25 protein-coding genes are annotated in these 25,230 nt (G+C 48.9%); 3 read left to right on the top strand and 22 right to left on the bottom strand.

The features are described from left to right. Complete coding sequence (locus LPW13_RS04105; protein ID WP_230438169.1) at positions 1–1,593, bottom strand: BCCT family transporter; 1,593 nt, start codon at positions 1,591–1,593, stop codon at positions 1–3. Between the two features lie 98 nt (positions 1,594–1,691). Next, the gene (locus tag LPW13_RS04100) at positions 1,692–3,905 is read right to left on the bottom strand and encodes a TonB-dependent receptor (RefSeq protein ID WP_230438168.1); all 2,214 of its coding nucleotides are present in this window, start codon (positions 3,903–3,905) and stop codon (positions 1,692–1,694) included. A gap of 129 nt (positions 3,906–4,034) precedes the next feature. Here LPW13_RS04100 and LPW13_RS04095 point away from each other — a divergent pair, with 129 nt between their 5' ends. From LPW13_RS04095 to LPW13_RS04085, 3 genes are all read left to right on the top strand, one after another. Then, positions 4,035–5,051 (top strand): GlxA family transcriptional regulator, encoded by a 1,017-nt coding sequence (locus tag LPW13_RS04095; protein WP_230438167.1) that lies wholly within the window; start codon positions 4,035–4,037, stop codon positions 5,049–5,051. A 234-nt stretch (positions 5,052–5,285) separates the two neighbouring features. Further along, complete coding sequence (locus LPW13_RS04090) at positions 5,286–6,182, top strand: BKACE family enzyme (RefSeq protein ID WP_230438166.1); 897 nt, start codon at positions 5,286–5,288, stop codon at positions 6,180–6,182. Positions 6,183–6,191: 9 nt separating this feature from the next. Next, entirely contained in the window at positions 6,192–7,163 is a 972-nt protein-coding gene (locus tag LPW13_RS04085) for an L-carnitine dehydrogenase (RefSeq protein ID WP_230438165.1), read from the top strand. A gap of 291 nt (positions 7,164–7,454) precedes the next feature. On the opposite strand, the gene LPW13_RS04080 is transcribed toward LPW13_RS04085, so the two are convergent. From LPW13_RS04080 to LPW13_RS03985, 20 genes are all read right to left on the bottom strand, one after another. Beyond that, positions 7,455–8,078, bottom strand: a complete 624-nt coding sequence (locus LPW13_RS04080; RefSeq protein ID WP_230438164.1) for a peptidase E — start codon at positions 8,076–8,078, stop codon at positions 7,455–7,457. A gap of 61 nt (positions 8,079–8,139) precedes the next feature. Then, the gene (locus LPW13_RS04075; RefSeq protein WP_230438163.1) at positions 8,140–8,508 is read right to left on the bottom strand and encodes a nuclear transport factor 2-like protein; all 369 of its coding nucleotides are present in this window, start codon (positions 8,506–8,508) and stop codon (positions 8,140–8,142) included. Positions 8,509–8,617: 109 nt separating this feature from the next. Then, positions 8,618–9,229 (bottom strand): LysE family translocator, encoded by a 612-nt coding sequence (locus tag LPW13_RS04070; protein WP_230438162.1) that lies wholly within the window; start codon positions 9,227–9,229, stop codon positions 8,618–8,620. A gap of 402 nt (positions 9,230–9,631) precedes the next feature. Then, a protein-coding gene (locus tag LPW13_RS04065; protein WP_230435272.1) for an IS3 family transposase occupies positions 9,632–10,815 on the bottom strand; the annotation gives its coding sequence in 2 pieces (ribosomal slippage) (positions 9,632–10,527 and positions 10,527–10,815; 1,185 coding nt in all). Positions 10,816–11,270: 455 nt separating this feature from the next. Continuing rightward, positions 11,271–11,945: an alpha/beta fold hydrolase gene (locus LPW13_RS04060; protein ID WP_230438161.1), complete on the bottom strand. Its 675-nt coding sequence runs from the start codon at positions 11,943–11,945 to the stop codon at positions 11,271–11,273. Positions 11,946–12,524: 579 nt separating this feature from the next. Further along, positions 12,525–12,911, bottom strand: a complete 387-nt coding sequence (locus tag LPW13_RS04055; protein WP_230438160.1) for a tautomerase family protein — start codon at positions 12,909–12,911, stop codon at positions 12,525–12,527. 94 nt (positions 12,912–13,005) lie between these two features. Then, the gene (locus LPW13_RS04050) at positions 13,006–13,614 is read right to left on the bottom strand and encodes a hypothetical protein (RefSeq protein ID WP_230438159.1); all 609 of its coding nucleotides are present in this window, start codon (positions 13,612–13,614) and stop codon (positions 13,006–13,008) included. Between the two features lie 128 nt (positions 13,615–13,742). Next, positions 13,743–14,309 (bottom strand): hypothetical protein, encoded by a 567-nt coding sequence (locus tag LPW13_RS04045; RefSeq protein WP_230438158.1) that lies wholly within the window; start codon positions 14,307–14,309, stop codon positions 13,743–13,745. 127 nt (positions 14,310–14,436) lie between these two features. Continuing rightward, positions 14,437–14,679 carry a hypothetical protein gene (locus LPW13_RS04040; RefSeq protein WP_230438157.1) on the bottom strand — a complete coding sequence of 81 codons (243 nt, stop codon included), beginning with the start codon at positions 14,677–14,679 and terminating at the stop codon, positions 14,437–14,439. 102 nt (positions 14,680–14,781) lie between these two features. Beyond that, positions 14,782–15,852: a hypothetical protein gene (locus tag LPW13_RS04035; RefSeq protein WP_230438156.1), complete on the bottom strand. Its 1,071-nt coding sequence runs from the start codon at positions 15,850–15,852 to the stop codon at positions 14,782–14,784. A gap of 114 nt (positions 15,853–15,966) precedes the next feature. Next, on the bottom strand, positions 15,967–17,775 hold the full coding sequence (locus LPW13_RS04030; protein ID WP_230438155.1) for an AAA family ATPase: 1,809 nt from the start codon (positions 17,773–17,775) through the stop codon (positions 15,967–15,969). A 115-nt stretch (positions 17,776–17,890) separates the two neighbouring features. Further along, positions 17,891–18,295 (bottom strand): hypothetical protein, encoded by a 405-nt coding sequence (locus tag LPW13_RS04025; protein ID WP_230438154.1) that lies wholly within the window; start codon positions 18,293–18,295, stop codon positions 17,891–17,893. A gap of 539 nt (positions 18,296–18,834) precedes the next feature. Next, entirely contained in the window at positions 18,835–19,194 is a 360-nt protein-coding gene (locus LPW13_RS04020) for a hypothetical protein (RefSeq protein ID WP_230438153.1), read from the bottom strand. Positions 19,195–19,344: 150 nt separating this feature from the next. Beyond that, a complete protein-coding gene (locus LPW13_RS04015) occupies positions 19,345–19,599 on the bottom strand; it encodes a hypothetical protein (protein ID WP_230438152.1) in 255 nt (84 codons plus the stop codon). Between the two features lie 112 nt (positions 19,600–19,711). Then, positions 19,712–19,987, bottom strand: coding sequence for an NTF2 fold immunity protein (locus LPW13_RS04010; protein ID WP_230438151.1), 276 nt, complete (start codon positions 19,985–19,987; stop codon positions 19,712–19,714). A 507-nt stretch (positions 19,988–20,494) separates the two neighbouring features. Then, positions 20,495–20,872, bottom strand: a complete 378-nt coding sequence (locus LPW13_RS04005; RefSeq protein ID WP_230438147.1) for a nuclear transport factor 2 family protein — start codon at positions 20,870–20,872, stop codon at positions 20,495–20,497. Between the two features lie 1,251 nt (positions 20,873–22,123). Further along, positions 22,124–22,414, bottom strand: coding sequence for a hypothetical protein (locus LPW13_RS04000; protein ID WP_230438150.1), 291 nt, complete (start codon positions 22,412–22,414; stop codon positions 22,124–22,126). A gap of 137 nt (positions 22,415–22,551) precedes the next feature. Continuing rightward, a complete protein-coding gene (locus LPW13_RS03995) occupies positions 22,552–22,902 on the bottom strand; it encodes a hypothetical protein (protein ID WP_230438149.1) in 351 nt (116 codons plus the stop codon). A gap of 146 nt (positions 22,903–23,048) precedes the next feature. Beyond that, positions 23,049–23,318, bottom strand: a complete 270-nt coding sequence (locus LPW13_RS03990; protein WP_230438148.1) for a hypothetical protein — start codon at positions 23,316–23,318, stop codon at positions 23,049–23,051. A 141-nt stretch (positions 23,319–23,459) separates the two neighbouring features. Next, the gene (locus LPW13_RS03985; protein ID WP_230438147.1) at positions 23,460–23,837 is read right to left on the bottom strand and encodes a nuclear transport factor 2 family protein; all 378 of its coding nucleotides are present in this window, start codon (positions 23,835–23,837) and stop codon (positions 23,460–23,462) included. Positions 23,838–25,230 lie beyond the last annotated feature (1,393 nt).

The following is a 25,230-nucleotide window of genomic DNA, read 5'->3' as shown; positions in this document are numbered from 1 at the left end:
TTAGTTTTCCTTATCTGAATTATTCGCATCAATCTTTGCCGACGCCACGATCAGGGCATCCTTCTGCACTTCTTTGCCAAAGTCTTCGTTCAATACCCGCGTCAACGCCCGGAAGATAACGAACAGCACAATCGTAAGTGGGAGTGCGAGGATAATGGTCAGAGACTTGACCGTATCCAGACCACTGGCGAACAACAGCCCCACCGCGATCAGTGCCAGCGCAAACGCCCAGGCCAATCGATTGCGTTTGCCCGGCTCCTGCTCTCCGTACAGATTTTTAGTGCTGATACTCGCCAGAACATAGGCGGAAGAGTCCAGCGTAGTTGCCAGAAACACAAAACTGAGCAGAGTGAAGGCGGCGAGCACTACTTTACTGAATGGCAGAGTTTTGACGATCGCCACCACAGTGGCCGGAATACCTTGCTCGTTCAGCAGCTGGGTTACCTCCAATGCACCGGAGAGCTCCAGGTGCAAAGCATAAGAACCACAGACACTGAGGAAGGAAATACAACCGAGGCTACCCCACGTCAGAATGCCCAGTACCATCTGGCGAATGGTGCGCCCGCGGGAAATACGCCCGAAAAACAACCCCATCAGCGGCGCGTAGGCAATCCACCAGGCCCAGTAGAACAGGGTCCAGGCGTCGGGAAAGCCACCGCGCTCAATCGGGTCCAGCCAGAAGCTGATACGCGGGAAGCTGTCCAGCATCAAACCGATACTGTTGGCAGACATGGAGAGGATAAATACCGTCGGGCCCACAAACAGCACCAGGAGTACCAGTGCAATAGCGAGAAAAATATTGATATCACTGAGGATGCGGATACCGGCCTTGAGACCTTTATAGGCACTGGCACCAAAGATCAGGGTCCAGAATGCAATCACACCCAGCTCGGTATAAAGGTTTTTCTCGATACCCAACAGCGAGGTAGTCAGTCCGGAAACCAGCGGTACACCCAGGCCCAATGAGGTACCCGCGCCCCCGACCAAACCGAGAATAATCAGGGTATCGATCAACTTGCCGATCCAGCCATCTACACGATTCCCCAACAGCGGGCGGCAGACCTCTGAAATCCGCAGGTACGGACGACGGCGCACATGCAGCATATACGCCACGGCAACGGACGGTACCGCGTACAATGCCCAGGGCACAAAGCTCCAGTGGAACAGCGTGTACATATGGCCCCACTCGGCAGCCTGTGGCGAGTGCGGATCAATATGCAGCGGCGGTGTCGACAGGTAATAAATTGGCTCGACAAAAGACCAGCTCACCAGGCCGATACCGATACCGGCGGAAAACATCATGGCCGCCCAGCTGAGTTCGGAGTACTCCGGTGGCTCATCGGTGCGTGCCATCTTCACCTGGCCAAAGCGACCGAAGGCCAGCCACAGTGCAAAAACAAACGTGCCGAAACCAAAGCATACAAACAGCCAACCAAATTGGCTGGTCACCTGCGACATCATATGAGCAGCCCAGGTCTGAGCTTGATCCGGTTTAAATACCAGGAGACAGGCGGCCATGATGGCAATGCCGAAGGCGGGAATAAAGACAGGCAGGTCCAGCCTGGGCTGCCCCTGTAATTGGGATACTTTCACTCGTATTTTTCCTGTTCAGGACAAAAAACAGAGGTGCCGGATCCAGGTTGCGTAATCGAGCTCCGGCGCCTCCGAGTGGCGTTACATAACGTCAGAGATCAGAAGAAATCTTTGGTTACGCTGATACCCCAGGTAGTAGGTTCACCCATAATGGCGAAGCCCATACCCGTCTGTTCAAAGGCGTGTACAACGTATGCTTCGTCGGTCAGGTTTTTCCCCCACAGGGACACCTTCAGACCGTCGAAGTTGTCCCAGGTCGCATTGGCATTGACCAGCGTGCGTGCGTCGTCGGATGCGGCCTCGGTATTACCCACACTGTAAAACACCTCGCCCTGATACATGGCATTGGTATTGAAGTTGATGGCAGAACCATTGCCCAGCATCCACTCGTAGTTGATGCTGGCAGAAGCGGAGTGCTCTGGTGTGCGCGCCAGGTTATTGCCCACAATAGTTGGGTCCGATTCAAAGCTCACGTATTCGGAATCGGTGTAGCCGTAGTTCACGGCCAACATCAGGGCGTCGGTCACTAGTGCTGACGCTTCCAGCTCTACACCCTTGATTTCGGCATCACCTGTTGCGGTCTCAACCTGACCGGTTTCCAGGTCCACGGTAAAACTTTGCAGATCGGTGTAGTCGAGATAGAACACAGCGCCGTTCAAACGTACGCGCTGACCGAGCATACTGGTTTTAAAACCTATCTCGTAGTTGGTGGCATTTTCCGGATCAAAGGCAACAGTCGCACCCTGCTCGGTCGCGGCAATACCGTTGAAGCCACCGGCCTTGTAACCTTCAGAGATGGTCGCGTAAACGATATCCGCATTCTCAGTGGTATAAGTCAGCGTGGCTTTCGGGGTGAACTTCTTCCAATTCTTGTCTGCGGTTACAGAGTAGTCTTCTGCGAGGAAACCAAACTCATCCGGCGCACCGCTAGCAACACTGGTGAAGTCTTTCTGGTCGTAGGTGTAACGGCCACCAAAGCTCGCGCTCCACGCTGGTGAGAAATGATAAGTCGCTTCACCGAATACCGCATAGCTGGTGGTTTCGTTGCTCGCATCCCACACCGGGCGAGACATCAGCCCCGGGAAACCGGCCAGGTCATAGACACGGGAAGAGTCAAAGCTCTCTACACGGTCTACGTCTTCCTGGAACAGATACAGACCAGCGGTCCACTCCAGTGCCTCGGTACCGGTAGACTGGACGCGCAGCTCCTGGCTGAACTGGCTGGACTCTTCCGCTGCATCGTTGGTCATCGCCGCACCGGCCGCGGCCAGGTAACGGCCCATCATGTCGTCGTTGAATGCGTAGTCCTGGGTACGGTAAGCGGTAATGGACACCAGATCTACGGTATCCAGCGAGTGGGTCAACTTGGCGGAAACACCGTACATGTCGCGCTCGGCATAACCGTCGACAAAGCTGTCGACTTTATCCGCATCATTCTCTGTGGGATGTGCGGTGCCGAAGACGTCTTCGTAGCCGACGATACTGCGCGCACCGGAACCGATCAGATCGTCGGTGGCGTAATCCGCACTCAGCATCAGATCAGTGCGGTCACCGAGTACCACCGCGAGCTTGCCACGCACGGACAGGTTGTCCTGATTGCCCAGATCGTCGTTGCCGGTATTCACGTTCTCAATCCAGCCGTCCCGGGTACGACGGGAAACAGCAACACGGCCATTGACGCTGTCCGCAATCGGCCCGCTCAGCATGCCGCGGAACTCTTTCAGGTTGTAATTACCTCCGGTAACCTTCGCCTTCGCTTCAAAGGTGTCGGTGGGGTTGTTGGTAATCACGTTGATTGCACCACCGGCAACGTTACGGCCGTACAGGGAGCCCTGCGGGCCACGCAGTACTTCTACCCGTTGCACATCGAACATATCTGCTCGATAGCCACCGGCGCGGCCAGCGTAGACTTCATCAATGAAGACACCGACAGATGCATCATCACCCACGGAACTGGAGTTGGTGCCCACACCGCGAATGTACGGCTGCGGCGTAACCGGGTTGTAGGAAGACAAAGAAAATCCCGGAGTCATTGCGGAGACATCTTCTACGTCGAGCATATTGCCCCGTTCCATGGCCTCTTCACCGAAGGCAGAAACGGCGATGGGAACGCTCTGCAGGTTCTGGGATTTTCTCTGGGCGGTGACAGTCACCTCTTCCAGACTCAGGTTGCCAGCGCTGGTAGCCTGCTCAGGATCAGCTTCTTGAGCGACAGCGGTTTGACCAATGACCACCGCAAGAGATGCGGAAATGAATTTGGCCAGCGGGTTCAGGTTCAGTGGAGAATTAACAGTATGACTATCGGGTTCCATTCAACTTCCAATTAGTTATTGATTAAAAAGGCTTCAAAAATATCCGCCTGCGTGTTGAGTGGGGCTTATCCTACTGTCTAACCTGACATATACTTTTTAAAATGCGACTACTTCTTAAACAATTGCGACATGACCACTGATTCACCCACTTTCGACAGCCTGGATACTTTTCAGCCTCCCAAATTCGGCCCGAGCGATGTGGTCCATATCGGCTTTGTACTGATCCCGCAGTTTTCTTTCTTTGCCCTCGCCTGTTGCTCGGAGCCCCTGCGTGTTGCCAATCGGCTGGCGGACCGGAAGCTGTTCCAGTTCACCTTTATGTCTGAAGACGGCGCACCGGTAGAAGCGTCCAATGGCATCCCCTTCGAGGTGCAATACCCGATGGCGGAGTGTCCCAGCGAATACCAGACGGTCGTTGTGGTATCCGGTTTCAATCCGCTGCAAGGCTGTAGCGATACCCTGTACTCCGAGCTGAGGCGCCTTTCCGCCAATGGTGTAAGCCTCGGCTGTGTCGACACCGGAGCCCATATTCTCGCCAAGGCGGGGCTGCTCCAAGGGCAAAAGGCAATCGTGCACTGGGAGGCCAGTAGCGGGTTTCAGGAAAGTTACCCATCTGTTCAAGTAGTACCAGAAAGGTTCCTGATTGAAGAAAACCAGGTATCGGCGGCAGGCGGATTAAGCAGTCTCGATATGATGCTGAACATCATTCGCGCCGCCCACGGGAGCAAACTGGCAACCGCTGTGGCCGAGCAATTTACCTATACCCATGTGCAGAGTGCGGATGATGCGCAGCGCATGAGCCTGCGCGGCCGGCTCTCCACCACCAACCGACGCCTGATTCAGGCCGTGCAGATAATGGAACAAAACCTGGCCACGCCGCTGTCCATTAAACAGATCGCAAGCCAGTGCGAGACTTCTGTACGCGAGCTGGAGCGGCTGTTCAAAAACGAAGTTGGCACTCCGCCCAAACGCTATTACAGGCGATTGCGTCTCGATAAGGCGCGTCAGCTTCTCCGACAGACCGAAATGACGGTACTGGATATTGCCATCTCCTGCGGTTTTCAATCCGCGGCCTATTTCAGCTCCGCTTATCGTCAGGACTTCGGTGTCAGCCCCAGTAAAGACCGCGGCTATTCTCCCGGCTAATCCTTCTTCATTACTGATTGGTGCGGATTCCTCGGCTCCTCCTACCTGACAACTGCCGTCCCCCCAAACTTGCATGTCTCTTCCCCACTCCATCATTGACCGCTGCGTCTATCAACTTTTTCCCCCGCCTGTCGGTTTTTCAAAAGTAACCAGCGGATTTGTACGAGCCAATTCTTGTTCAATCACTAGCATAACCGCTGAAGTCTCCCCTCTTCCTATCAGGAGCAAACACGAATGCAGATGAACAATAAGGTGATCATCACCTGCGCCCTCACCGGCGCCGGGGCCACTACTGAAAAAAGCCCCCACGTACCCGTAACTCCGAAGCAGATTGCCGATGACGCCATCGCCGCCGCCAAAGCCGGTGCAGCCATCGCACACATCCACGTGCGCGATCTGGAAACCGGCGCACCGAGCCGCTCCGTTGCGCTGTATCGCGAAGTCGTTGAGCGCATCCGCGAGGCGGACACCGATGTGGTGATCAACCTCACCGCCGGCATGGGCGGCGACCTGCTGCTGGGCCCGGATGAAAACCCGATGGATTTCGCAGATGGCACCGACGTGGTCGGCGGTATGGAGCGACTGGCACACATCGAAGAACTGCGTCCCGAAATCTGCACCCTGGACTGTGGCTCCCTCAACTTCGGCGATAACAACCTGGTGTACATCTCCTCCCCGGAGATGCTGCGCCTTGGCGCCAAGCGCGTACAGGAACTGGGCGTAAAACCGGAACTGGAAATCTTCGACACCGGCAACCTGTGGTTTGCCAACCAGATGATGGCAGAGGGCCTGCTGGACGAACCGCCGCTGTTCCAACTGTGTATGGGCATCCCTTGGGGCGCGCCGCCGGAAATCGGCACCCTGAAATCCATGGTGGACAACCTGCCAGAAGGCGCCCAGTGGGCGGGATTCGGCATCGGCCGTCACCAGTTTCCAATGGCAACCCAGGTCATGCTGCTCGGCGGCAACATGCGTGTCGGCCTGGAAGACAACCTGTATCTCAAGCGCGGCGAACTGGCTACCAACGCACAGCTGGTGGAGAAAGCCCGCAATATCGTAGAACTGCTGGGCGGCACCGTAGCCACCCCCGCTGAAACCCGCGAGCGTTTGAACCTGAAAGTACAGGGCTAAGGAGACTACATGTCACACGCAACAGTAATCGGCACCGGCGTCATCGGTGCCGGGTGGGTCTCCCGCCTGCTGGCTCAGGGCCACGACGTCGTCGCCTGGGATCCCGGTACAGAAGCCGAACGTAAACTCCGTGAGAGTGTCGACACCGCTTGGCCTGCGCTGGAGAAAATCGGCCTGGTAAAAGGCGCCAGCAAAGAGCGCCTGTGTTTTGCAACAACACTGGCAGAAGCCTGTGGAGGTGCCTACTTCATTCAGGAGAATGCGCCCGAACGCGAAGAAATGAAGATCGATCTGCTGGCAGAGATCAGCCAGGCGGCCCCCGAAGATGCATTGATCGGCTCTTCCACTTCCGGCTTCAAGCCTTCCGTGCTGCAGCAGAAAATGGTCGCACCGGAACGTTTCGTGGTAAGCCACCCGTTCAACCCCGTGTACCTGCTGCCGTTGGTAGAAGTCGTCGGCGGTGAAAAAACATCAGCGGAAACCATCGAACACGCACAGGAATTCTTCAAGGCCATTGGCATGCACCCACTGCATGTACGTAATGAGATTGACGGCCACCTGTCCGACCGTCTGCTGGAAGCCATCTGGCGAGAAATCCTGCACCTGGTCAACGACGGTGTGGCCACCACCGGTGAACTCGACCAGGCCATCACTTACGGCCCCGGCCTTCGCTGGGCCTTTATTGGCACCAACCTCACCTATCACCTGGCAGGCGGCGAAACCGGCATGCGCCACATGCTGGAACAGTTCGGCCCGGCCCTGAAGCTCCCATGGACCAAACTGGAAGCGCCGGAACTTAACGATCAGCTGATCGATCGCATGGTAGAAGGCACACAAGAGCAAGCGGGTGACAAGTCTATCCGTGAACTGGAAGCCTTGCGGGATAACTGTCTGGTGCGCATTATGGAAGCATTGAGCGAGTTTGAAATGGGTGCCGGTAAAGTGCTCTCAGAGCACCGCGAGCGCCACGGAATTACATAAAGCCACCAGATTGACTAATGCTTTAGCGCACCAAGTATTTACGGTGCGCTTATGCGAGATAATGGAGTGCAGCGACACCTCAAACGAGCGCAGCCATATGTGTCAGCATACGGCAACCTGCTGAAATCACAGTCACGATTCCGCGGTATCTGTCAACGTGGTTATCGCATTTAAGTCATCACCTCTTTAACGACAGTCTCAATACTCAGAATGATTCATCTTGACTCTTAACGTTTGTGGCTGTGGAGAATTGTGAGCGCAGCGAGTAATTTATGCGACAGACTACAATTTTTAATTTTCTCTGGTCCACACTTCATACTCATTATCATTCACGATAATTGCTTGCGTATTACTAATAGGGAGAAGATCTAACTCGTCTTCATAACTGGATATTATACGCTCAACTGACTCTTTAAATGGGAAGTTTGTATAATGAGGAACTGGGTAAAATTCAACCAGACCTAATGAAGAAAAAGAACCAATCTTCGGCGCGGCTGAGAAATCGTCCATGCCTTTCACATACTCTATATTCCGTGAAAGGATAATAGAACCGGCAGATTCCCCGATATACTTCTTCCCAGATTTTATATGATCAGTTATAAGCTTATCTGAACCTGTCCTCTTAAGCTCTTGAAGTAAAAAGAATGTATTTCCGCCGGTAATGTAGATGTAGTCATTATTTTCGAGTCTGCTTTCTATTTCTTCACTAGTTGCCGTTGAAATTTCTAGTTCATCAACTATTAAACCTAGTTTTTCCAGGGCTTCCCTTCCTGCCCTCACGTAAAACGTTACCTCTTCTGTGAGGCTTGCTGTTGGGATAAATGTAACTCTTTGACCGTCATGATTTCCTCCACTGAATTTTACAAACAGATCTGTTACATCAGCGAAAGATGAAGATAGAAATATTTCTCTCATCAGATTCTCCTGCTACTCTAATGGCGTCGCATTTCAAACTTGATACCAAGTGCTTCGTAGCCTAGCACTTTCCGTAGCTACAAACCCTATTGATTTTCACACATTTTGCACTTGTAAATTCTATGAAGTGGCAAAAGTGAAGCACCTTACCTTTCCTATCTTGGATATAACCATTTGCTGAACCTGATTTTCCATGTGAAATTACATGGTCAACTTTTACTAGAGCAACGCCCTCTCCACAACTTTGAATATGAGCTCGGAGACCATCTCCTTCCGTTACACTACTATTCGCGAGTTCCCAGACAGCCCCTTCAGATAGAACTCCATCAAGAAACTCAAAATCACCAGATTCTAAAGCAACGACCACCTTCTCTACAAACTGATTTTTGGGAGAATTTCCGCAATCTTTACTCCGTATAATTTCAATCACACTCTAGATTCCTGGTTGCAACTAACGCTGCCGAAATACGCAGCTTAGTAATGAAAGGTGAAGCGGTAACGGAAAAGTTGTCGCTGCACTTGGCCTTTTCATGAATAGCTTACTTACTTGAAGCGGCTAAACCAATACCAGAACCAACGAAAACTCCCGCACTAACTTTATTTAAAAAGACACTAACTTTTGATGACGAAATCTTAGATTTAGCAAAAGAGGAAAAAATTGCGTAGGTTGTGTGAACAACTATTACTAGCGCGCTAAAAGTCATCGCCAATAAAACAAACTGTGGCCTATACTCTTGAGACAGGTCAATAAATTGGGGAAATATAGACATAAAGAAAACAGCAGCTTTTGGATTTAGAATGGAAACTAGAAAACCTTCAACAAAGCATCTTAAAAATGAGATCTCCTGAAAACTAGAGCATGCTCCGCTTGTCTCTTTTGCACACCACGTTTTTATGCCCAGGTATATTAAATATACAGCACCCATTATTTTCACAATGGTGAAAGCCATTACAGAACTTGCCAAAATAATGCCTAAACTTGTAGCAGAAATAACCGCCACAAGCAATATTGCTAATGCTATACCAAGTATCCCAGAAATTGATTTAAATAATCCTCTCTGAATAGAATTATTAATAGTCAACATAACTGCGGGCCCAGGCAATAGAATAGTAGCTATTGCTACGCCGACATATATTAAATAATTATCCATGTATCCATCTCATAAGGCGCAGCCAGCGCGGACCGCATTTTGTGTAAATGTTTGAGCGGCAGCGAGTAATACAAAAGGTGGTCAGGCAGACGGTGATGTCATCATCACCGCCCCCCACAGATCCGGACGTGCGTGATTAACGTATCCGGCTCCTCAATTCATCACCTTCGCGGGTCTCACGACTGATAGTCTTACCACCAGAAGTGGGTAACGCTGTAACAGTCTTTCAGCGCCCCCCAACTCAACCGATACCTCTGTGATCGTCGCCGCAGCCACTTTATCCAGAGCCGCCGTACCAGATACAAGAAGCGTCCCAGCGATTCGCTGTTGCCTCTGATCCCAAAGTAGGCGTAGTGACCCCTGATCTTTGATCTTGCCCCGATAAAACGGACACACCATTTTTCATGCTGCTATTCGCTCATATTCCATCGGAGATTGATAATCTAGCGCAGAATGCAGCCGCTTACGGTTATAGAAATCATTAATATACCGAGCCAAAGCATACTTTAAATCGCTCGCTTTGTGGAAGATTGTACCTCGAATTAGCTCGGCTTTGAGGCTATGGAAGAACGACTCCATATGAGCATTGTCAGTACACTTACCTGGCCGACTCAAGCTATGCTGAATACCGTATCGTTTCAGGTCCTTTTGGTATTCAGACCCTCGGTACTCAACGCCCCTATCTGTATGCAGCATCAATCCTGGTGGCGCACCTCTTTTCCTTACAGCATTTGCCAGCGTTCTTCTAGTAAGCTCGGTTGTTCTCTTCGTATCTAAGCTCCACCCGACAACTCGACGAGAGTGCAAATCCATGATGGCTGATAAGTAATGCCATTGGCCCTTAACTTTTAGATACGTTACGTCAGCAACCCAAACCTGGTTCATGCTACTTGGCACTGCTCCGTCCGATCGAAGATTGTCGCCAGAAGCCAGGAAACGCTTCACACCCGGCGCTCTTCGTGTTACGCGAGTTACCCTACCTATTAGCCCCATCTCCTGCATCAAACGGGCTACACGCTTACGACTAACCTCATAACCTTGGTTCTGCAGTGCTTTCCAGATTCGCGGACTACCATAGCGCCCTGCAGATTCATCAAATATTTGCTGAATCTGTGTTTTCAGGTCTTCATCTTCGCACTTTCTACCTGATGGCGGCCTTTTCACCCAGTCATAGTAACCACTGCGTGACACGCCCAGCCACTCACATGTTTTTCGTATACCTAGCTCTTGTCCAAATCTCTGGATGAATCGATACCTTGCTGATGTTCCTCCGCAAGAAACCGTTGCCACTTTTTTAGCAGATCGACCTCCTGTTTGAGCTTCCGATTCTCCGCTTCTAAGCGCTTTACTTTCGACAGCTCTTTCTCATGCTTGGACACTACCCCGGTCAACTTCTTTCTTTTATCAGCCACTATCTTTCCATCCCTATACTCTTTTCGCCATCGTGACAGCATGAACGGATGAATGTCGAGTGTAGCGGCCACCTCTTTTACTCGAACACCGTCAATTAAGCTGAGCAATACTGCTTTTACTTTGAATTCGTTTGAATACTTCCAGGTTTTTTTGGGGTTGTTGCATTTCGGCATCAGACACCTCGTCAGTTTGACTTTGGTGTCCGCTAAAGCGGGGGAAGATCAATGTCGGTTGCAGCGCCTGGTTATGGCTGACGCACTCCGAAGTACCTACGGGCACCGAATGCGCCGAAGCTCCTTAAAAACGAGGAAATAACTTCCAGCTTTCCCCAACCAATTATTCTCTTATTGGCACTCCACGTTACTGCAGCGGAGTTGCCGCTATCCCAATGAACTTAAACGAAAGCACTAGGAAAGAAACTGCTTAATTTTACCATGGCAAAAAGCCAAATGCTGCGCGCCAAATTAGTGCTCTAAATTACACGCTGGCACAGACAACCATTTTTACGGACCGGCACCATAACGCCGCGCTCAGCCGCGGCTAACTTTGGGCGCTTTGTGCGCGAAAATGGGAGCACAGCGACCGCGCATAAAGTGCTCAAAGTTAGACGTCGGTCTGCAGCGCATTGTTACGTGGCTGCGGCACGGAGTATGACTTTCGCACATGATTCCGGAGCAGTTTGAGCAATAAAGTGCCCGCCTTCCACGGATTCAATATTTAACTCAAGATAGAGTTTGCTCAAAACTTGGAGCGCCTCACGCCCGACCAGAAGATCATTTGTTGGGCGAATATACACAGCTTCTATTGATTGATGGTGCCTTGGTGCCTCAAGTTCAGCAATATTTTTTAGACGCTGTTTCAAGATCTTCGGCTCAACCATTGAAACAGCGCTACGAACTGACTCCGATAGCTCTCGATTACCACGGCCACCGAAACATAATATTTTCATCAGCCAATTTGGCAATAGGCTTGGCTTTATAGCATTTTCCGGCAGCGCTGCAGCTAGCTTTGCTAGCATGCTTGGGCAAGAAATAAAGCTAGCGATAAAAATTACCTTTGAGATCCTTTTCTCTAGGATACGGCATAGTTCATATGCGATTCGTCCAGAGTAAGATTCAGCAACCAATATAACGCTTGTTTCTCCAATTCTTTCAGCAATCTGCTCAGCTTGCTGGCGGTGGCTCACGCCCTGTACTTCATTGAGGCAAACAACTTCTCGGTCTACTTCTCGCGGCATATTCAGAATTAGCTCATTGAAGAGAAATCCCGTTCCATCCATTCCTGGTAGAAATACAATTTTCAATGTTTAGCTACCATCACGTAACGCCCAGCGCAGGCGCAGCCAGCGCGGAGCGCTTTTTGTGTTAATGTTTGAGCGCCATCGAGTAACACAAAAAGTGCGTAGCGTTGGCTGTCGCTCTGCCGCTGTTTGTTATGCCTATTCACTCGCTGGAACTACCTGGTAGACACCGGACCCATTGATCAAAATACCATTGGCCATCATGTAAGCGAACGTTAAGACAGATAGAGCTACTATGAATACATGCACTTTGGTGGCTGAACTGACGTACTTGGAAAAGTAGCTTTCCTCATTTTTTGATTCTACTACCCAAGTAATCACGAATGGCGCCCCTAAGACAATCCCAATACCCACCATGAAGAAGTATGACAGGTAATCTTCGTAGTAATAGAGAAACCATGACTCATAGAATGATGAGAATGTTACGAAGTAGGCTGAAAGCGCAAGTAGCAAAGTACCACTATAAATAAATATTTTTTTCAATTTGGGTGCCAGAATTTTTGCTCTAAGGCATAACGCCCGCCATAAACGGCCGAGTGAAACGAGGTCCGGCGACCGAAGGGAGCGAGTTTAATGGCTTTGTTACACGTTGACTTTATATTTGAGGTCATTTGCCTCATCCCCTGTCATCCCGCGGAATCCCCACTGATGCGGTTGCTGCTCTTTGATCGTAATTTCAACGTCAATTGGCGCTAAGGATAGCTGCGACTCAAGCTCTTGGAACAGTGACTTGATAAGAGCCCTTTGCGTTTCCGGCTTTCGGCCGGACATCATATTGATTTCAATGACTGTATAGGCGTCGCTTCTGCCACCAGGGTAATAGAAATCCTCTCGTTCCAAGGGGACAAATCTATGCGCACGCTTATCTTCCGGCATACCTAGAACAGACTGCATGCAGCCGTGAATGACATCCGACAGCTTGGCCTTTATTGGATTTAGCTGGTCCTTGATTCCATAAACTACAATCATGCTATTTCCTTAATACGTGTAACGCCTGGGCTCAGCCGCCGGTTTGGAGCGGCAGCGGAAAACCGGTCGGCTGCAGCCCCTGGTTAACTGCGGCTTACTCCCAAATCTGAATTCCAATCTTTTCACCGTTCTTGGCAGAGCTGATTTGCTTGGAAAAGTCACTCAAGAACGCAAGCGCCTCTCCAACAGCTACTGGCTTCAATGAAACCCCTTGCTTGGCTTCTTCTGTGCAAAACGGAGGGTAGACGCCAATAACCTCACCGGGCGCGAGGGAGGCGCCTTCCTTCTGCAACTGAAGCAATGGCTCAAGTCCCAAAAAATCCACTGGATCGGTCGTTGCAGCGTCCAGAAAGGAGGCAAGCCCTAACTCCAGACATTCGATCTCTCCGGTTTCTGCGTACAGTTTATAAACGACGCGATCTTTGAGTAAGTACTGATCTGCCACGCAGTCTTGTGCAAAAGGAATATCAGGCTGGCCCACTGCAGGAAAAAGCTTATGGATCGCAGTTTCACCAAACAATGCTGCTCTTAGACTATGCCACTCTGGCTCTTTACAGATACCACGGACGTGAAGCCCGCCGCCAAATTGAATGAAACCGTTCAGCTGCTGCAATAGGGAAAGCAGATTATCAGGAATCAATGACTCGACTTCTTGATCTGCCTGATATTTGGGTCCCTGATACGTAATGTTAGATAAATCCATGATTCCCCTTTGCAGTTAACGTCGAGCTCAGGGGCAGTTTACTTTATGCACCATTTTTTGCGAAATTGGGAGCATAGCGACCCGCAAAAAATGGCACATAAAGTAAACTGTCCCTTTGGAGCGAATTGTTAGCGGGGCAATAGGCCAGCGTCGGTGTGTACAATTTTTCTGAACCAGTCTAGTGGATCATCTGTTTCTTCATAGAATCTATGTACCGTGTATGAAAGACCATTATCTCGCATTGAATCTTTATCTCTTCGGCTACTATGAACCCCATACCCATCAATTTCGATAAGATGTTTAAGGCTCCATGTTGGGCTTCCATTATCATCGCCATAGAAAAGAGCTAAATCGTGTGTAATCTCTTTTTCTGGTGATTTAAACTGAGGTACGAATAAAAGTGCCGAAGGGCCGCCTTGTCTATCATCAGAAATATCATCAAGATACCAGCCAAACCACGGCTCAAAAAACCAAATTCCCTCATAGGACTTGCCATATAAATTTACTACGCTTGTAGTGAAAGTAGGCTGAAACTCACTTTGGCGCCTTATGAAATCACATGCACCTAGCAGATACATCATTTCGAGCTTTGAATCACACCGAGATAATACTTCCAGTGCATCCGGCCCTAGCTCAGGAATCCAATCAATTTTAAGTAGATCCCTACATATGTACTTTACATCATTAATTTTCATGGACTCTCCTTTTTGCTAACGCCCAGCGCAGGCGCAGCCAGCGCGGAGCACATTATGTGTTAATGTTTGAGCGCCAGCGAGTAACACAAAAGGTGCGTAGCGTTGGCTGTCGCTCTGCCGCTGTTTGTTAAGCATTGGGCACGCTAGAAGCTACCTGATACGCAAAATAGCCCAAAGCTACCACTAGAATCCAGAATATAACACTTACAAAAACTACCCAGAACCCGCTTGGCTCCTGCCCCTGCTTTGTGAAGGGTTTGCACAGTAGTTGGCCGGGTATCTGAAACATTACTTCAGCCGCTGTAGTGAAAATAATTTCAAAGATAAAGCGACCGAGAACTCGAAAAAAACCACCAACTATTTCTTCCATGAAAAAACCTAAATACTCAAGATGCTTAACGCCCGCATTTGCGGCTGGTTTGGAGCGCAGCGGAAAACCAGTCCGACAACATGCGTTTGTTATATGCTTTCTTCAAGACTTTGCCGCCTTTATCAATTTTCCTATTTGATCCATGCCGTCAAATGTTGATGGAAGGCTCCCATCATCATTTACTATTCCTGAAAATACGACATTCTCAAACTTATCTAAAGAGTTTGCATCCTTTTTCTTTATTTCGCTCGAATAATCTGAGTAGTTTTGAATAAATCGACAAAGCGTTTTTCTAAGATCTATCTGCAGAAGCTGTGATTTCACCGACTTATAATTAAACAAAAGAACTCGAAAGTAATATACGGAAATTGCAACCAAGGACACCGTTGGAAAAATTGAAACCAAAAGCCCGTCCTTAACAGCGGCAATATTATCTAGGTGCATGTAAACAAAGATCAGCTCTGCAACTATTGGGGATACTATCAGAACCGATAAGACCCGGAGCCAAAACAATATCCCATCTCGCTCTTCTTTCTTTTCAGTCGAAAGCTCATCGAAACCTTGATACAAACCAACAAAATTGAACGCATTTTCATATTCTGACAAGGATTCTTTAAGTGAATTAACCCTAGCTTCTCTTTTCGACAGGTCAGAGTCCCAATCATTTTTTAGCTTTTCTGCTTTAGCAGAAACCGCATTGAAATTTTTCAAGCTATCTATAGCGTCGCTATTGGCTATAGCCTTGAAAATATTAATTGGCATATCACGAATCGCATATTCGATTTTTTCTTTTGCGTTGTGTTCAAATGAATCAACGTTGTTAAAAACAAATCGTCTGGCTGCTTCAAACTCCATAGCCAAATCGTTTTTCATGGAAAGGTATAGCTCGAACAGAAAGCGAAAGCACATCGAACAAATATCATCCAACCTTTCCTTGGAGAGCTCTTTTTCTTCATCAGCCAGACGATTAACGAATTGATCGCCAATCCATTGAATGTTTATCTGACAAAGTTCATCCCATTGTTCGGGCTTATTTTCCATTGAGCTTATTACTAACCGAATCAGGCTATTCCTTTGTTTTTCAAAATCGTCCGCAGGAGCCAAGCCATCGACCTTATGTTTGAACTTAGCGAGAACCGTTTTGCTTTGATTCGTATTAAAGAGTTCTGCCATGTGGCTCCCTATTTATGATGCATGTAACGTCGCCATAACCGGCAGCCGGAGCGCAGCGTAGGCTGTCCGGCGCCGCAAGGCGCGAAGTTCATGGCCTTGTTACGCGCTGCTACGTTAGACCAAGCTGAGGAAGTCAGTAAACATTTCTGTGAATTCATATTTTTCTTGGCCATTTTCAGTGTACTTTTCAACTTCTCTAATTTGTTCTGTGGTCATTAATGTCCAGTAGTTTTCTAGGACGTTAGATTTTCGCGTGCCTTTTTCCCTTGCAATAAGATCTTTCGCATCATCGGTATCATTAAAAGAGAATGTGCTTCCTGCGGGCAACTGAAGACAATCAAGATGAATATAGTTTTCAGGTTCTCGCTTATTTGTTAAGTAGGCTTTTATCCCGTCTTGGTGTAACTCGGCTTGTTTATCAACATTCTGCTGGTGCTCGATTGTCCCTAGATCAGAATCAAGTAGCACGCAGTATGGAATGTTGAACTGGGCGGCCAGCTGTAAAGTCCTCCAATGTTTGATGTTTCCACACCCTCCAATGGGTACAATAGCAATTCTTTTATCCTCAAAAGTTTCAGGGATATGACCGCCATCTTTTAACTTTTCAGCAGTATGGTTAACGAAAGTAATGTCTCCTTTACCCTCGACTAACAGCATAGCAGTGGCATTTTTCGGAATAGGGTCTGCTAGAATCCCTAAGGTATCTGCAATTTTCTCAAAAACCTGATCTGTGCCCATCTCAACAGTCCTGTCATGGCCATCTTTTTCAATGAACCTTAAACTTTCAAGAGGAAGCAAGCCGGCCAAAGCTGGGGTATGTGTCGTCAATAATATTTGGCTATTTGGAGTGTTCGATAGCTCTATAAAGGCTTGAATTAACATCTCCTGATGATCAGGGTGCTGCGATGTTTCAGGCTCTTCAAAAGCGAATATTATTTTATTTCCATTTCTTTCTTCACGCATTCTTTCAGCTTCAGCACGAAAGAAATTGAGCAAAATAAGCCTTCTAACTCCACTACCTCTTTTGTTAACGGAGATGTTGTTTTCTGACTTAATAGAAAGTTTGAACTGTGAGTCAAATTTGGGCTCGGATTTAAACTCAGGAATTAATTGATCCGCCAATTCTGGTGACATTTCATGGAGCTTTTGTAGAGTTCTGTCGGCAGTATCTATAGCTCTACGCCTAACCTCTTGCTTTATATGCTCAATTTCGGCTGTTAAATCCGAAAGCGCTTGTTTTACCGCAATTTGCATTGGGTCGGTTACTTCTTTGTCATCGTCCTTGCTTTTCCGGTCAGACTGAAAAAGAGCAAAGAGAGGCAAGTAATTTACAATTGCATCAAAGACCTTCTTCGTATCCTCTTTATCTACAAGTAGCTCGGTATTCGTTAATTCCAGGCCGTCGAAGTTATCTCTTATAGCCTGCCGAATAGATGAATTAATGGTTCCATTATAATTTTCTTCAGGAACGCCAATCTCATTGGCTCTCGTAATTAATTGTGGTCGCTTAAGTGTCAGCAGATCATTTGCGTTAGCCACAGATGGATGATTGCAAATGATGTAGACTTTGGCAGAAGGATTTGCCGCGGTAGCGGCAAATACCTTTTTAATTTCCAATTTCCCATCACCATTCAATAAGTACTCATCTGCGAGCGTTGTCGGATGAGCGGCATCAATAATTAGCTCGTCTGGCAGCTCGGAAAAGATACAGGAAATTTCTATCTTGTTATTATCTGCATCAATATTGAGGTCGTCTTTTTCGCATTTAACTAATTTATTATTGAAAAATATTTCTAGCGCTTCAAAAACTGACGATTTCCCCGCATCATTTTTACCAATAAATGCGGTTAAGTTTGATATTGGGATAGTCCTTTCCGTTTTATAACCACGAAAGTTCTTTAGTGTAATAGATTCCAGTTTCATGGATATTCCTTATGGCGCGTAACGCCCGGCTCACCGAGCAAATTTTTGATGGCGGCTTTTGTGCGCATTTTTGCACAAAAGGTGACAGCGGAAATTTGTCCGGTGCAGCCGTTTGTTATGAGTTGTACCGGATGACCGCATGACCAAACCCACCTTTACCATCGTAACCAGCCCAAACACTTCCCCAAGGGAATGTGCCAACGTTGTACCCTATTTGGGCCAGCCACTCTTCTGTATGTTTTGCTCTTAGCTTTTCCTTTTTCTCACTGAAGTAATCCCAGCTACCACCGTATAGCTCAGGGCTTGATAGAGATACATTTATATCTCTAAGCAAACCCTCAAAAAATGAGAAGCCAAAGACTACATTAACATCATTAATCTCTATAGCAGGCAACCAGTACCAAGTGTAACCATTTCCAATGTCTCTTGGATGGACACCAGATAGTGCCGACACCTCGTCTTCTCGAAGCGCAGACGAAATTACCATTCCATTTTTCAGGTCTAATTCAAACTTCTTCATTGCTACCTTGAAGACTCATAACGCCGCGCTCAGCCGCAGCTTACTTTGGGCGCTTTGTTGCGCGAAAATAGGAGCGTAGCGACTGCGCAACAAAGTGCCCAAAGTAAGATGTCGGTTGCAGCGCCTGGTTATGGCTGACGCGCTCCGAAGTACCTACTGGCACTGAATGCGCCGAAGCTCCTTAAAAACGAGGAAAGAAATTCCAACCTTTCCCAACCTATTATTCTCTTACTGGCACTCCACGTTACTGCAGCGGATTTGCCGCGCTTCCCATGAACTTAAACGGAAGCACTAGGAACGAAACTGTATGATTTTATCATGGCAAAAAGCCAAATACTGCGTGCCAAAACAGTGCTCTAAATTACACGCTGGCACAGACAACTATTTTTACGGCCCGGCACCATAACGCCGCCAGCAGGGGCGGCCAATGCTATGCACATATTGTGCGAAACTGGGAGCGCAGCGACCCGCACAATATGTGCATAGCGTTGGACGTCCCGCGGAGGGCCGCAGGCCCGGAGCTTTACTGCCTGGCATTGTTATGGCCTCCACCAAATGGCGACCAGGAAAACAAAGGACACAACAGACACGACCTGTGCATAAAGCCTATATTTTGCAAATTTCTTTAGACTTGAATCACCCATTCTATTCCAATCAGCCTTCTTCATGAACTCAGCATATTTTGTGATCGAACCATCAGGGGATAAATCTTTAAAAACCTGAAATTTTCCAAAAATTGGATACTTGGTGAATATTGATGGAGCCCCCAACTCCTCAAACTTCGCTGAATGATGTAGTTTTAACTGCCCCAAGAAACGACTGTGCCAGTAGAGAGAAAAAACTATCCCTATCCATGCTGCGATAAACGCTACCAAATCAGTCATTTCTTTTTGTGCCATAACGCCGCCGGCAGGGGCAGCTTGCCTTGTGCGCGTTTTGCGCAAAAATGGGAGCGCAGCGACCTGCGCAAAACGTGCACAAGGTAAGCTGTCCCGCGGAGGGCCGAAGGCCCGGAGCATACTGCCCGGCTTTGTTAAGTGTGCCAACCTCTAACCTTTTCTCTTGAGGTAGGCATCTTTAACTCTCTCACGCTCTCGCTTTAACTCTGCCATTTTTTCCATCTCTGCTCGATAGTTTTGACGAGAGAATTCATTTGCTACCGACTCAGGCATTCTTTTTAACCCTTGAGTCCAACCCCGCTCAAAATCGTTGTGACGAGAATCAGAGCGGGGGTAAGGGTTTTTATAATTGCCTCGATTTCGAGCGTAGCTTTTTAAACCAAGCCTGTATGCGTCATTATCCATAATTTAATCCAGGGCTTAATCTGACACTTAACGTTGCCATCTGTGGCGGCCGGAACGCTTTTAGCACGAAGTGCGTTGTGTAGGAGGTCCGCAGCATGGCCTGGTTATTTGCTTACTTGGCAAGGGACACTCGGACTACCTTGCAAGACTGTTTCTCAATGACGGCCTCCGGTGCACCACCGCCACGTGAATATTTCCCCACTACCGCCGGGACTACAAACCAGAACTGCTTGTCTGCAGCTACCGCAAAAGGCTTGTGTTCTTTGTGCTCATTCGGAAAGTTACTCTTAATGGCTTTTATGCCAATCTCTTTCGCTAATTCTTGGTTACACTCGGCAGAAAACGATGGCGCCGAGACTAACAGAAAAAGTGCAATTGTTGTCGTCATGGCTCTTCGCAAATAACGCCGCGCTCAGCCGCAGCTTACTTTGGGCGCTTTGTTGCGCGAAAATAGGAGCGTAGCGACTGCGCAACAAAGTGCCCAAAGTAAGATGTCGGTTGCAGCGCCTGGTTATGGCTGACGCGCTCCGAGGTACCTACGGGCACCGAATGCGCCGAAGCTCCTTAAAATGAGGAAAGAACTTCCAGCTTCCCCCAACCAATTATTCTCTTACTGGCACTCCACGTTACTGCAGCGGAGTTGCCGCGGTTCCTACGGACTTAAACGAAAGCACTAGGAACGAAACTGCTTGATTTTATCATGACAAATAGCCAAATACTGCGAGCCAAAGCAGTGCTCATAATTACACGCTGGCACAGACAACCATTTTTACGGGCCGGCACCATAACGCCGCGCACAGGGGCGGCTTACTTTATGCGCGTTTTGCGCGAAAATGGGAGCGCAGCGACCAGCGCAAGACGTGCATAAAGTAAGCCGTCCCTTTGCTGCGCTTTGTTAGGCAGCGGTGCCAGAGTGCGCTGCTATAACCTGCCATTGCCCAGTATCCTTTGACCAAACGTGAGTAAATGTAAAGTTCCCGCCAGCTGGCTTACCTGAATATGTACCTTCTATATTTGCTTTAACGGATACAACAGCTGTATTTTGGCCACTTAGCAATATCTTTTGATCGCTTAATTCTATCGATGTTATCTTAAGTGAGCCACTTTCATGCGCCTCTAGATCCATACTTTTATTCAAGCGTTGGCCGAAGTGATTAGTGAAAATTAGGTTTTCAGCCAAATATTTATTGAGGCTATTTACATCTGAAGAAAGCATTGCTTCGCGAAGATTTTCCTCTTCCTTCATTACTTCCGCTTCTAGAATTTCGCTCATAAAATCATTCCTTGATTCTGCCTAACGCCCAGCGCAGGCGCAGCCAGCGCGGAGCGCATTTTGTGTTAATGTTTGAGCGCCAGCGAGTAACACAAAAGGTGCGTAGCGTTGGCTGTCGCTCTGCCGCTGCTTGTTATATGGCCTGGCACTTAGCCATTTTTTGGCTTCCTAAAAAGCGCAAACAAAAGCACAAGCATTAAGCCGATACCTGCACTGCCGAAAAACCCACCCCAATAGTCTGAACTCAATCCAAGCGCGAAACTTTCGCTACCAGCCTGAAGGCAACTGTGGTAAGCATGCCTATAATTGCGACTGATACTGCGATACTGGACTTCTTCATGATCTCTATTTCCTCTTCCTCTGAGTGTTGACTGACATATAACGATTAGCTAAGCGGCGCGCGTAAGCGCGTCCGGTGGAGGGCCGACAGGCCCGGAACGTACTTGAGCGACTTGTTAGCTGTGGAAGGTGTATTCGCCGCAAACGCACCTCGGCCGATGAGCGAAGCCGGCCCCGGCTCTCGACTGGCGGCAAGCCGAACGCAGCTGCGGCGTTTCCGGGCAGAAGCGGCAGTCGCATAGCCCGCCGGACTACCGACGAAAAAGTGGCAACGCCGAGCCAGGCTATCACCTCCGCGCTTGGAAGCCGCCGTGGCGCCCGTGGCACGGCGGTAGCTACCGACTGCACCACTCTGGCCGTTCTCCGGTACCGTTCTAAGCACACTCATTCCAACAGCTAACGTCTGAGCTAAGCGGCGCGGCTTTAGCCGCGTCCGGTGGAGGCCCGAAGGGCCGGAACGTACTTGAGCGATTTGTTAGCTGTGGAAGGGGCATTCTCCGCAAGAGCGCCCTCGCGGCTGAGCGAAGCCCGCCCCGGTGCTCGACTGGCAGAAAGCCGGACGCCGCTGCGGCCTTTCCGCGCAAAAGCGGCGACGGCATACCCCTCCGGTCTGCACGCCAGGAAGCGGCAGCGCCGAGTTCGGCTACTACCTCCGCGCTTTAAAACTGCCGCGGCGCCCGTGGCACCGCTGGAGCTACCAACTGCCCTGCTTGGGCCGTTCTCCGGTGCAGATCCAAAAACCCTCATTCCAACAGCTAACGCCCGCAACAGGGGCGCCCAATGCTATGCACGTTTTGTGCGAAACTGGGAGCGCAGCGACCCGCACAAAATGTGCATAGCGTTGGGCGTCCCGCGGAGGCCCGAAGGGCCGGAGCATCCTGCTTGCGTTTGTTATGTGTACCCGCTCTGAAGCTATATGTGACCACGGTAACTCAGGAATGCCAAGGCTATGCCGACAAAAAGTATTGCGATTGGAACAATGGTCAAAACCCAGAAATCAGAGTTTACACCGGCTTTGCGCGCCTCACGGCCATCTTTGATTGAGAGTAAAACTACTACGAGCATAAGCGATCCGATAAACCCATGACTGAAAGAATTCTCAGTGATGCCTATTAATAGAAAAATTGGCCCAAGCGCCGCACCAATCCAAGCGAACACAACACCTTTTGCCCCAATGTAACTCGAATAGATATCCTTTTTCATGGCTTACTACACATAACGTTGAGTTCAGGGGCGGACAATGCTATGTAACTTTTGTGCGAAAATGGGAGCGTAGCGACCCGCACAAAAGGTGCATAGCGTTGGCCGTCCCCTGGAACGAATTGTTAAGTGCGTGGCCATCAGTCTCCGTAAAAAACCAGTGCTGTGCGGTCTTTAATTGCCAGATTTGCGGCCGCATCTAAATTTTCCAGAGTTTCAATGATCAACGACTTATCCAAACTTTCTAATCCCTTATAGATTGTTTCATATCTGATCTTGCTTTTATTGGTAAGGCTCAGTGTCTCCATCAACGATGCAATAACATTTCGCAGCCTCATACAGTCATCCAGTTCATACGTTGTATCACTATATTCATCAAAAATAGGGACTCCAACGTTGACAACAGGCAATAAATACTCCTGAACCTCAAAGCTCGGGAAGAACCAATTTTCCCTTTTTTCTTTTGAATTTTTAATATTCCAGTTGATCATGTATTGACACTTAACGCCCGCAACAGGGGCGACCAATGCTGTGCACGTTTTGTGCGAAACTGGGAGCGCAGCGACCCGCACAAAAGGTGCATAGCGTTGGGCGTCCCGCGGAGGCCCGAAGGGCCGTAGCATCCTGCTTGCGTTTGTTATGCATTGATGCCCACCAAACTATAAACCAAGCCCGCTACAACAGAAATTAGCACTAATTGTGCTAGCACCAAAAATGCAGAAAAATGCACCTTTGATATGCCACGCTGAACCACCGCCGATGAGTATGCCACTTGACTGAGTTTGTCGTAGGCGAGAAGTAGTGGGACTAGAAGTAGCAAGTACCATACAGCTCCCGTGGCGATCTGGCCGATAATCAGTGCGACAAAAATGTAATACGGTATTCCTAAAAACCACAATAATTTCATTCTATTCCCACCGACCTACGATACCGATGCATAACGCCGCGCACAGGGGCGGCTTACTTTATGCGCGTTTTGCGCGAAAATGGGAGCGCAGCGACCAGCGCAAGACGTGCATAAAGTAAGCCGTCCCTTTGCTGCGCTTTGTTAGGCAGCGGTGCCAGAGTGCGCTGCTATAACCTGCCATTGCCCAGTATCCTTTGACCAAACGTGAGTAAATGTAAAGTTCCCGCCAGCTGGCTTACCTGAATATGTACCTTCTATATTTGCTTTAACGGATACAACAGCTGTATTTTGGCCACTTAGCAATATCTTTTGATCGCTTAATTCTATCGATGTTATCTTAAGTGAGCCACTTTCATGCGCCTCTAGATCCATACTTTTATTCAAGCGTTGGCCGAAGTGATTAGTGAAAATTAGGTTTTCAGCCAAATATTTATTGAGGCTATTTACATCTGAAGAAAGCATTGCTTCGCGAAGATTTTCCTCTTCCTTCATTACTTCCGCTTCTAGAATTTCGCTCATAAAATCATTCCTTGATTCTGCCTAACGCCCAGCGCAGGCGCAGCCAGCGCGGAGCGCATTTTGTGTTAATGTTTGAGCGCCAGCGAGTAACACAAAAGGTGCGTAGCGTTGGCTGTCGCTCTGCCGCTGCTTGTTATATGGCCTGGCACTTAGCCATTTTTTGGCTTCCTAAAAAGCGCAAACAAAAGCACAAGCATTAAGCCGATACCTGCACTGCCGAAAAACCCACCCCAATAGTCTGAACTCAATCCAAGCGCGAAACTTTCGCTACCAGCCTGAAGGCAACTGTGGTAAGCATGCCTATAATTGCGACTGATACTGCGATACTGGACTTCTTCATGATCTCTATTTCCTCTTCCTCTGAGTGTTGACTGACATATAACGCCGCGCTCAGCCGCAGCTTACTTTGGGCGCTTTATTGCGCGAAAATAGGAGCGTAGCGACTGCGTAATAAAGTGCCCAAAGTAAGATGTCGGTTGCAGCGCCTGGTTATGGCTGACGCGCTCCGAAGTACCTACGGGCACTGAATGCGCCGAAGCTCCTTAAAAACGAGGGAAGAAATTCCAACCTTCCCGAACCTATTATTCTCTTACTGGCACTCCACGTTACTGCGGCGGAGTTGCCGCGGTTCCCATGAACTGAAACGGAAGCACTAGGAACGAAACTGCTTGATTTTATCATGGCAAATTGCCAAATACTGCGTGCCAAAATAGTGCTAAAAATTACACGCTGGCACAGACCACTAATTTTACGACCCGGCACCATAACGCCGCGCTCAGCCGCAGCTTACTTTGGGCGCTTTTTTGCGCGAAAATAGGAGCGTAGCGACCGCGCAACAAAGTGCCCAAATTAAGATGTCGGTTGCAGCGCCTGGTTATGGCTGACGCACTCCGAAGTACCTACGGGCACCGAATGCGCCGAAGCTCCTTAAAAACGAGGAAATAACTTCCAGCTTTCCCCAACCAATTATTCTCTTATTGGCACTCCACGTTACTGCAGCGGAGTTGCCGCTATCCCAATGAACTTAAACGAAAGCACTAGGAAAGAAACTGCTTAATTTTACCATGGCAAAAAGCCAAATGCTGCGCGCCAAATTAGTGCTCTAAATTACACGCTGGCACAGACAACCATTTTTACGGCCCGGCACCATAACGCCGCGCTCAGCCGCAGCTTACTTTGGGCGCTTTGTTGCGCGAAAATAGGAGCGTAGCGACTGCGCAACAAAGTGCCCAAAGTAAGATGTCGGTTGCAGCGCCTGGTTATGGCTGACGCGCTCCGAGGTACCTACGGGCACCGAATGCGCCGAAGCTCCTTAAAATGAGGAAAGAACTTCCAGCTTCCCCCAACCAATTATTCTCTTACTGGCACTCCACGTTACTGCAGCGGAGTTGCC

The sequence above is a fragment of the Microbulbifer celer genome, assembly GCF_020991125.1.
In the GTDB taxonomy this organism is placed as follows: Bacteria; Pseudomonadota; Gammaproteobacteria; order Pseudomonadales; family Cellvibrionaceae; genus Microbulbifer; species Microbulbifer celer.
Note: the sequence above shows the minus strand (reverse complement) of the source record. Positions and strands in the feature narration are given on the sequence as shown.

What these genes read in the sequence shown, in the direction of transcription:
- LPW13_RS04100 (WP_230438168.1), bottom strand. Translation starts at nt 3,905, where the DNA reads ATGGAACCCGATAGTCATACTGTTAATTCTCCACTGAACCTGAACCCG.
- LPW13_RS03990 (WP_230438148.1), bottom strand. Translation starts at nt 23,318, where the DNA reads ATGAAATTATTGTGGTTTTTAGGAATACCGTATTACATTTTTGTCGCA.
- LPW13_RS04045 (WP_230438158.1), bottom strand. Translation starts at nt 14,309, where the DNA reads ATGAAAATTAATGATGTAAAGTACATATGTAGGGATCTACTTAAAATT.
- LPW13_RS04015 (WP_230438152.1), bottom strand. Translation starts at nt 19,599, where the DNA reads ATGGATAATGACGCATACAGGCTTGGTTTAAAAAGCTACGCTCGAAAT.
- LPW13_RS04025 (WP_230438154.1), bottom strand. Translation starts at nt 18,295, where the DNA reads ATGAAGAAGTTTGAATTAGACCTGAAAAATGGAATGGTAATTTCGTCT.
- LPW13_RS04040 (WP_230438157.1), bottom strand. Translation starts at nt 14,679, where the DNA reads ATGGAAGAAATAGTTGGTGGTTTTTTTCGAGTTCTCGGTCGCTTTATC.
- LPW13_RS04020 (WP_230438153.1), bottom strand. Translation starts at nt 19,194, where the DNA reads ATGGCACAAAAAGAAATGACTGATTTGGTAGCGTTTATCGCAGCATGG.
- LPW13_RS03985 (WP_230438147.1), bottom strand. Translation starts at nt 23,837, where the DNA reads ATGAGCGAAATTCTAGAAGCGGAAGTAATGAAGGAAGAGGAAAATCTT.
- LPW13_RS04080 (WP_230438164.1), bottom strand. Translation starts at nt 8,078, where the DNA reads ATGAGAGAAATATTTCTATCTTCATCTTTCGCTGATGTAACAGATCTG.
- LPW13_RS04070 (WP_230438162.1), bottom strand. Translation starts at nt 9,229, where the DNA reads ATGGATAATTATTTAATATATGTCGGCGTAGCAATAGCTACTATTCTA.
- LPW13_RS04055 (WP_230438160.1), bottom strand. Translation starts at nt 12,911, where the DNA reads ATGATTGTAGTTTATGGAATCAAGGACCAGCTAAATCCAATAAAGGCC.
- LPW13_RS04090 (WP_230438166.1), top strand. Translation starts at nt 5,286, where the DNA reads ATGCAGATGAACAATAAGGTGATCATCACCTGCGCCCTCACCGGCGCC.
- LPW13_RS03995 (WP_230438149.1), bottom strand. Translation starts at nt 22,902, where the DNA reads ATGATCAACTGGAATATTAAAAATTCAAAAGAAAAAAGGGAAAATTGG.
- LPW13_RS04035 (WP_230438156.1), bottom strand. Translation starts at nt 15,852, where the DNA reads ATGGCAGAACTCTTTAATACGAATCAAAGCAAAACGGTTCTCGCTAAG.
- LPW13_RS04000 (WP_230438150.1), bottom strand. Translation starts at nt 22,414, where the DNA reads ATGAAAAAGGATATCTATTCGAGTTACATTGGGGCAAAAGGTGTTGTG.
- LPW13_RS04030 (WP_230438155.1), bottom strand. Translation starts at nt 17,775, where the DNA reads ATGAAACTGGAATCTATTACACTAAAGAACTTTCGTGGTTATAAAACG.
- LPW13_RS04050 (WP_230438159.1), bottom strand. Translation starts at nt 13,614, where the DNA reads ATGGATTTATCTAACATTACGTATCAGGGACCCAAATATCAGGCAGAT.
- LPW13_RS04005 (WP_230438147.1), bottom strand. Translation starts at nt 20,872, where the DNA reads ATGAGCGAAATTCTAGAAGCGGAAGTAATGAAGGAAGAGGAAAATCTT.
- LPW13_RS04010 (WP_230438151.1), bottom strand. Translation starts at nt 19,987, where the DNA reads ATGACGACAACAATTGCACTTTTTCTGTTAGTCTCGGCGCCATCGTTT.
- LPW13_RS04085 (WP_230438165.1), top strand. Translation starts at nt 6,192, where the DNA reads ATGTCACACGCAACAGTAATCGGCACCGGCGTCATCGGTGCCGGGTGG.
- LPW13_RS04095 (WP_230438167.1), top strand. Translation starts at nt 4,035, where the DNA reads ATGACCACTGATTCACCCACTTTCGACAGCCTGGATACTTTTCAGCCT.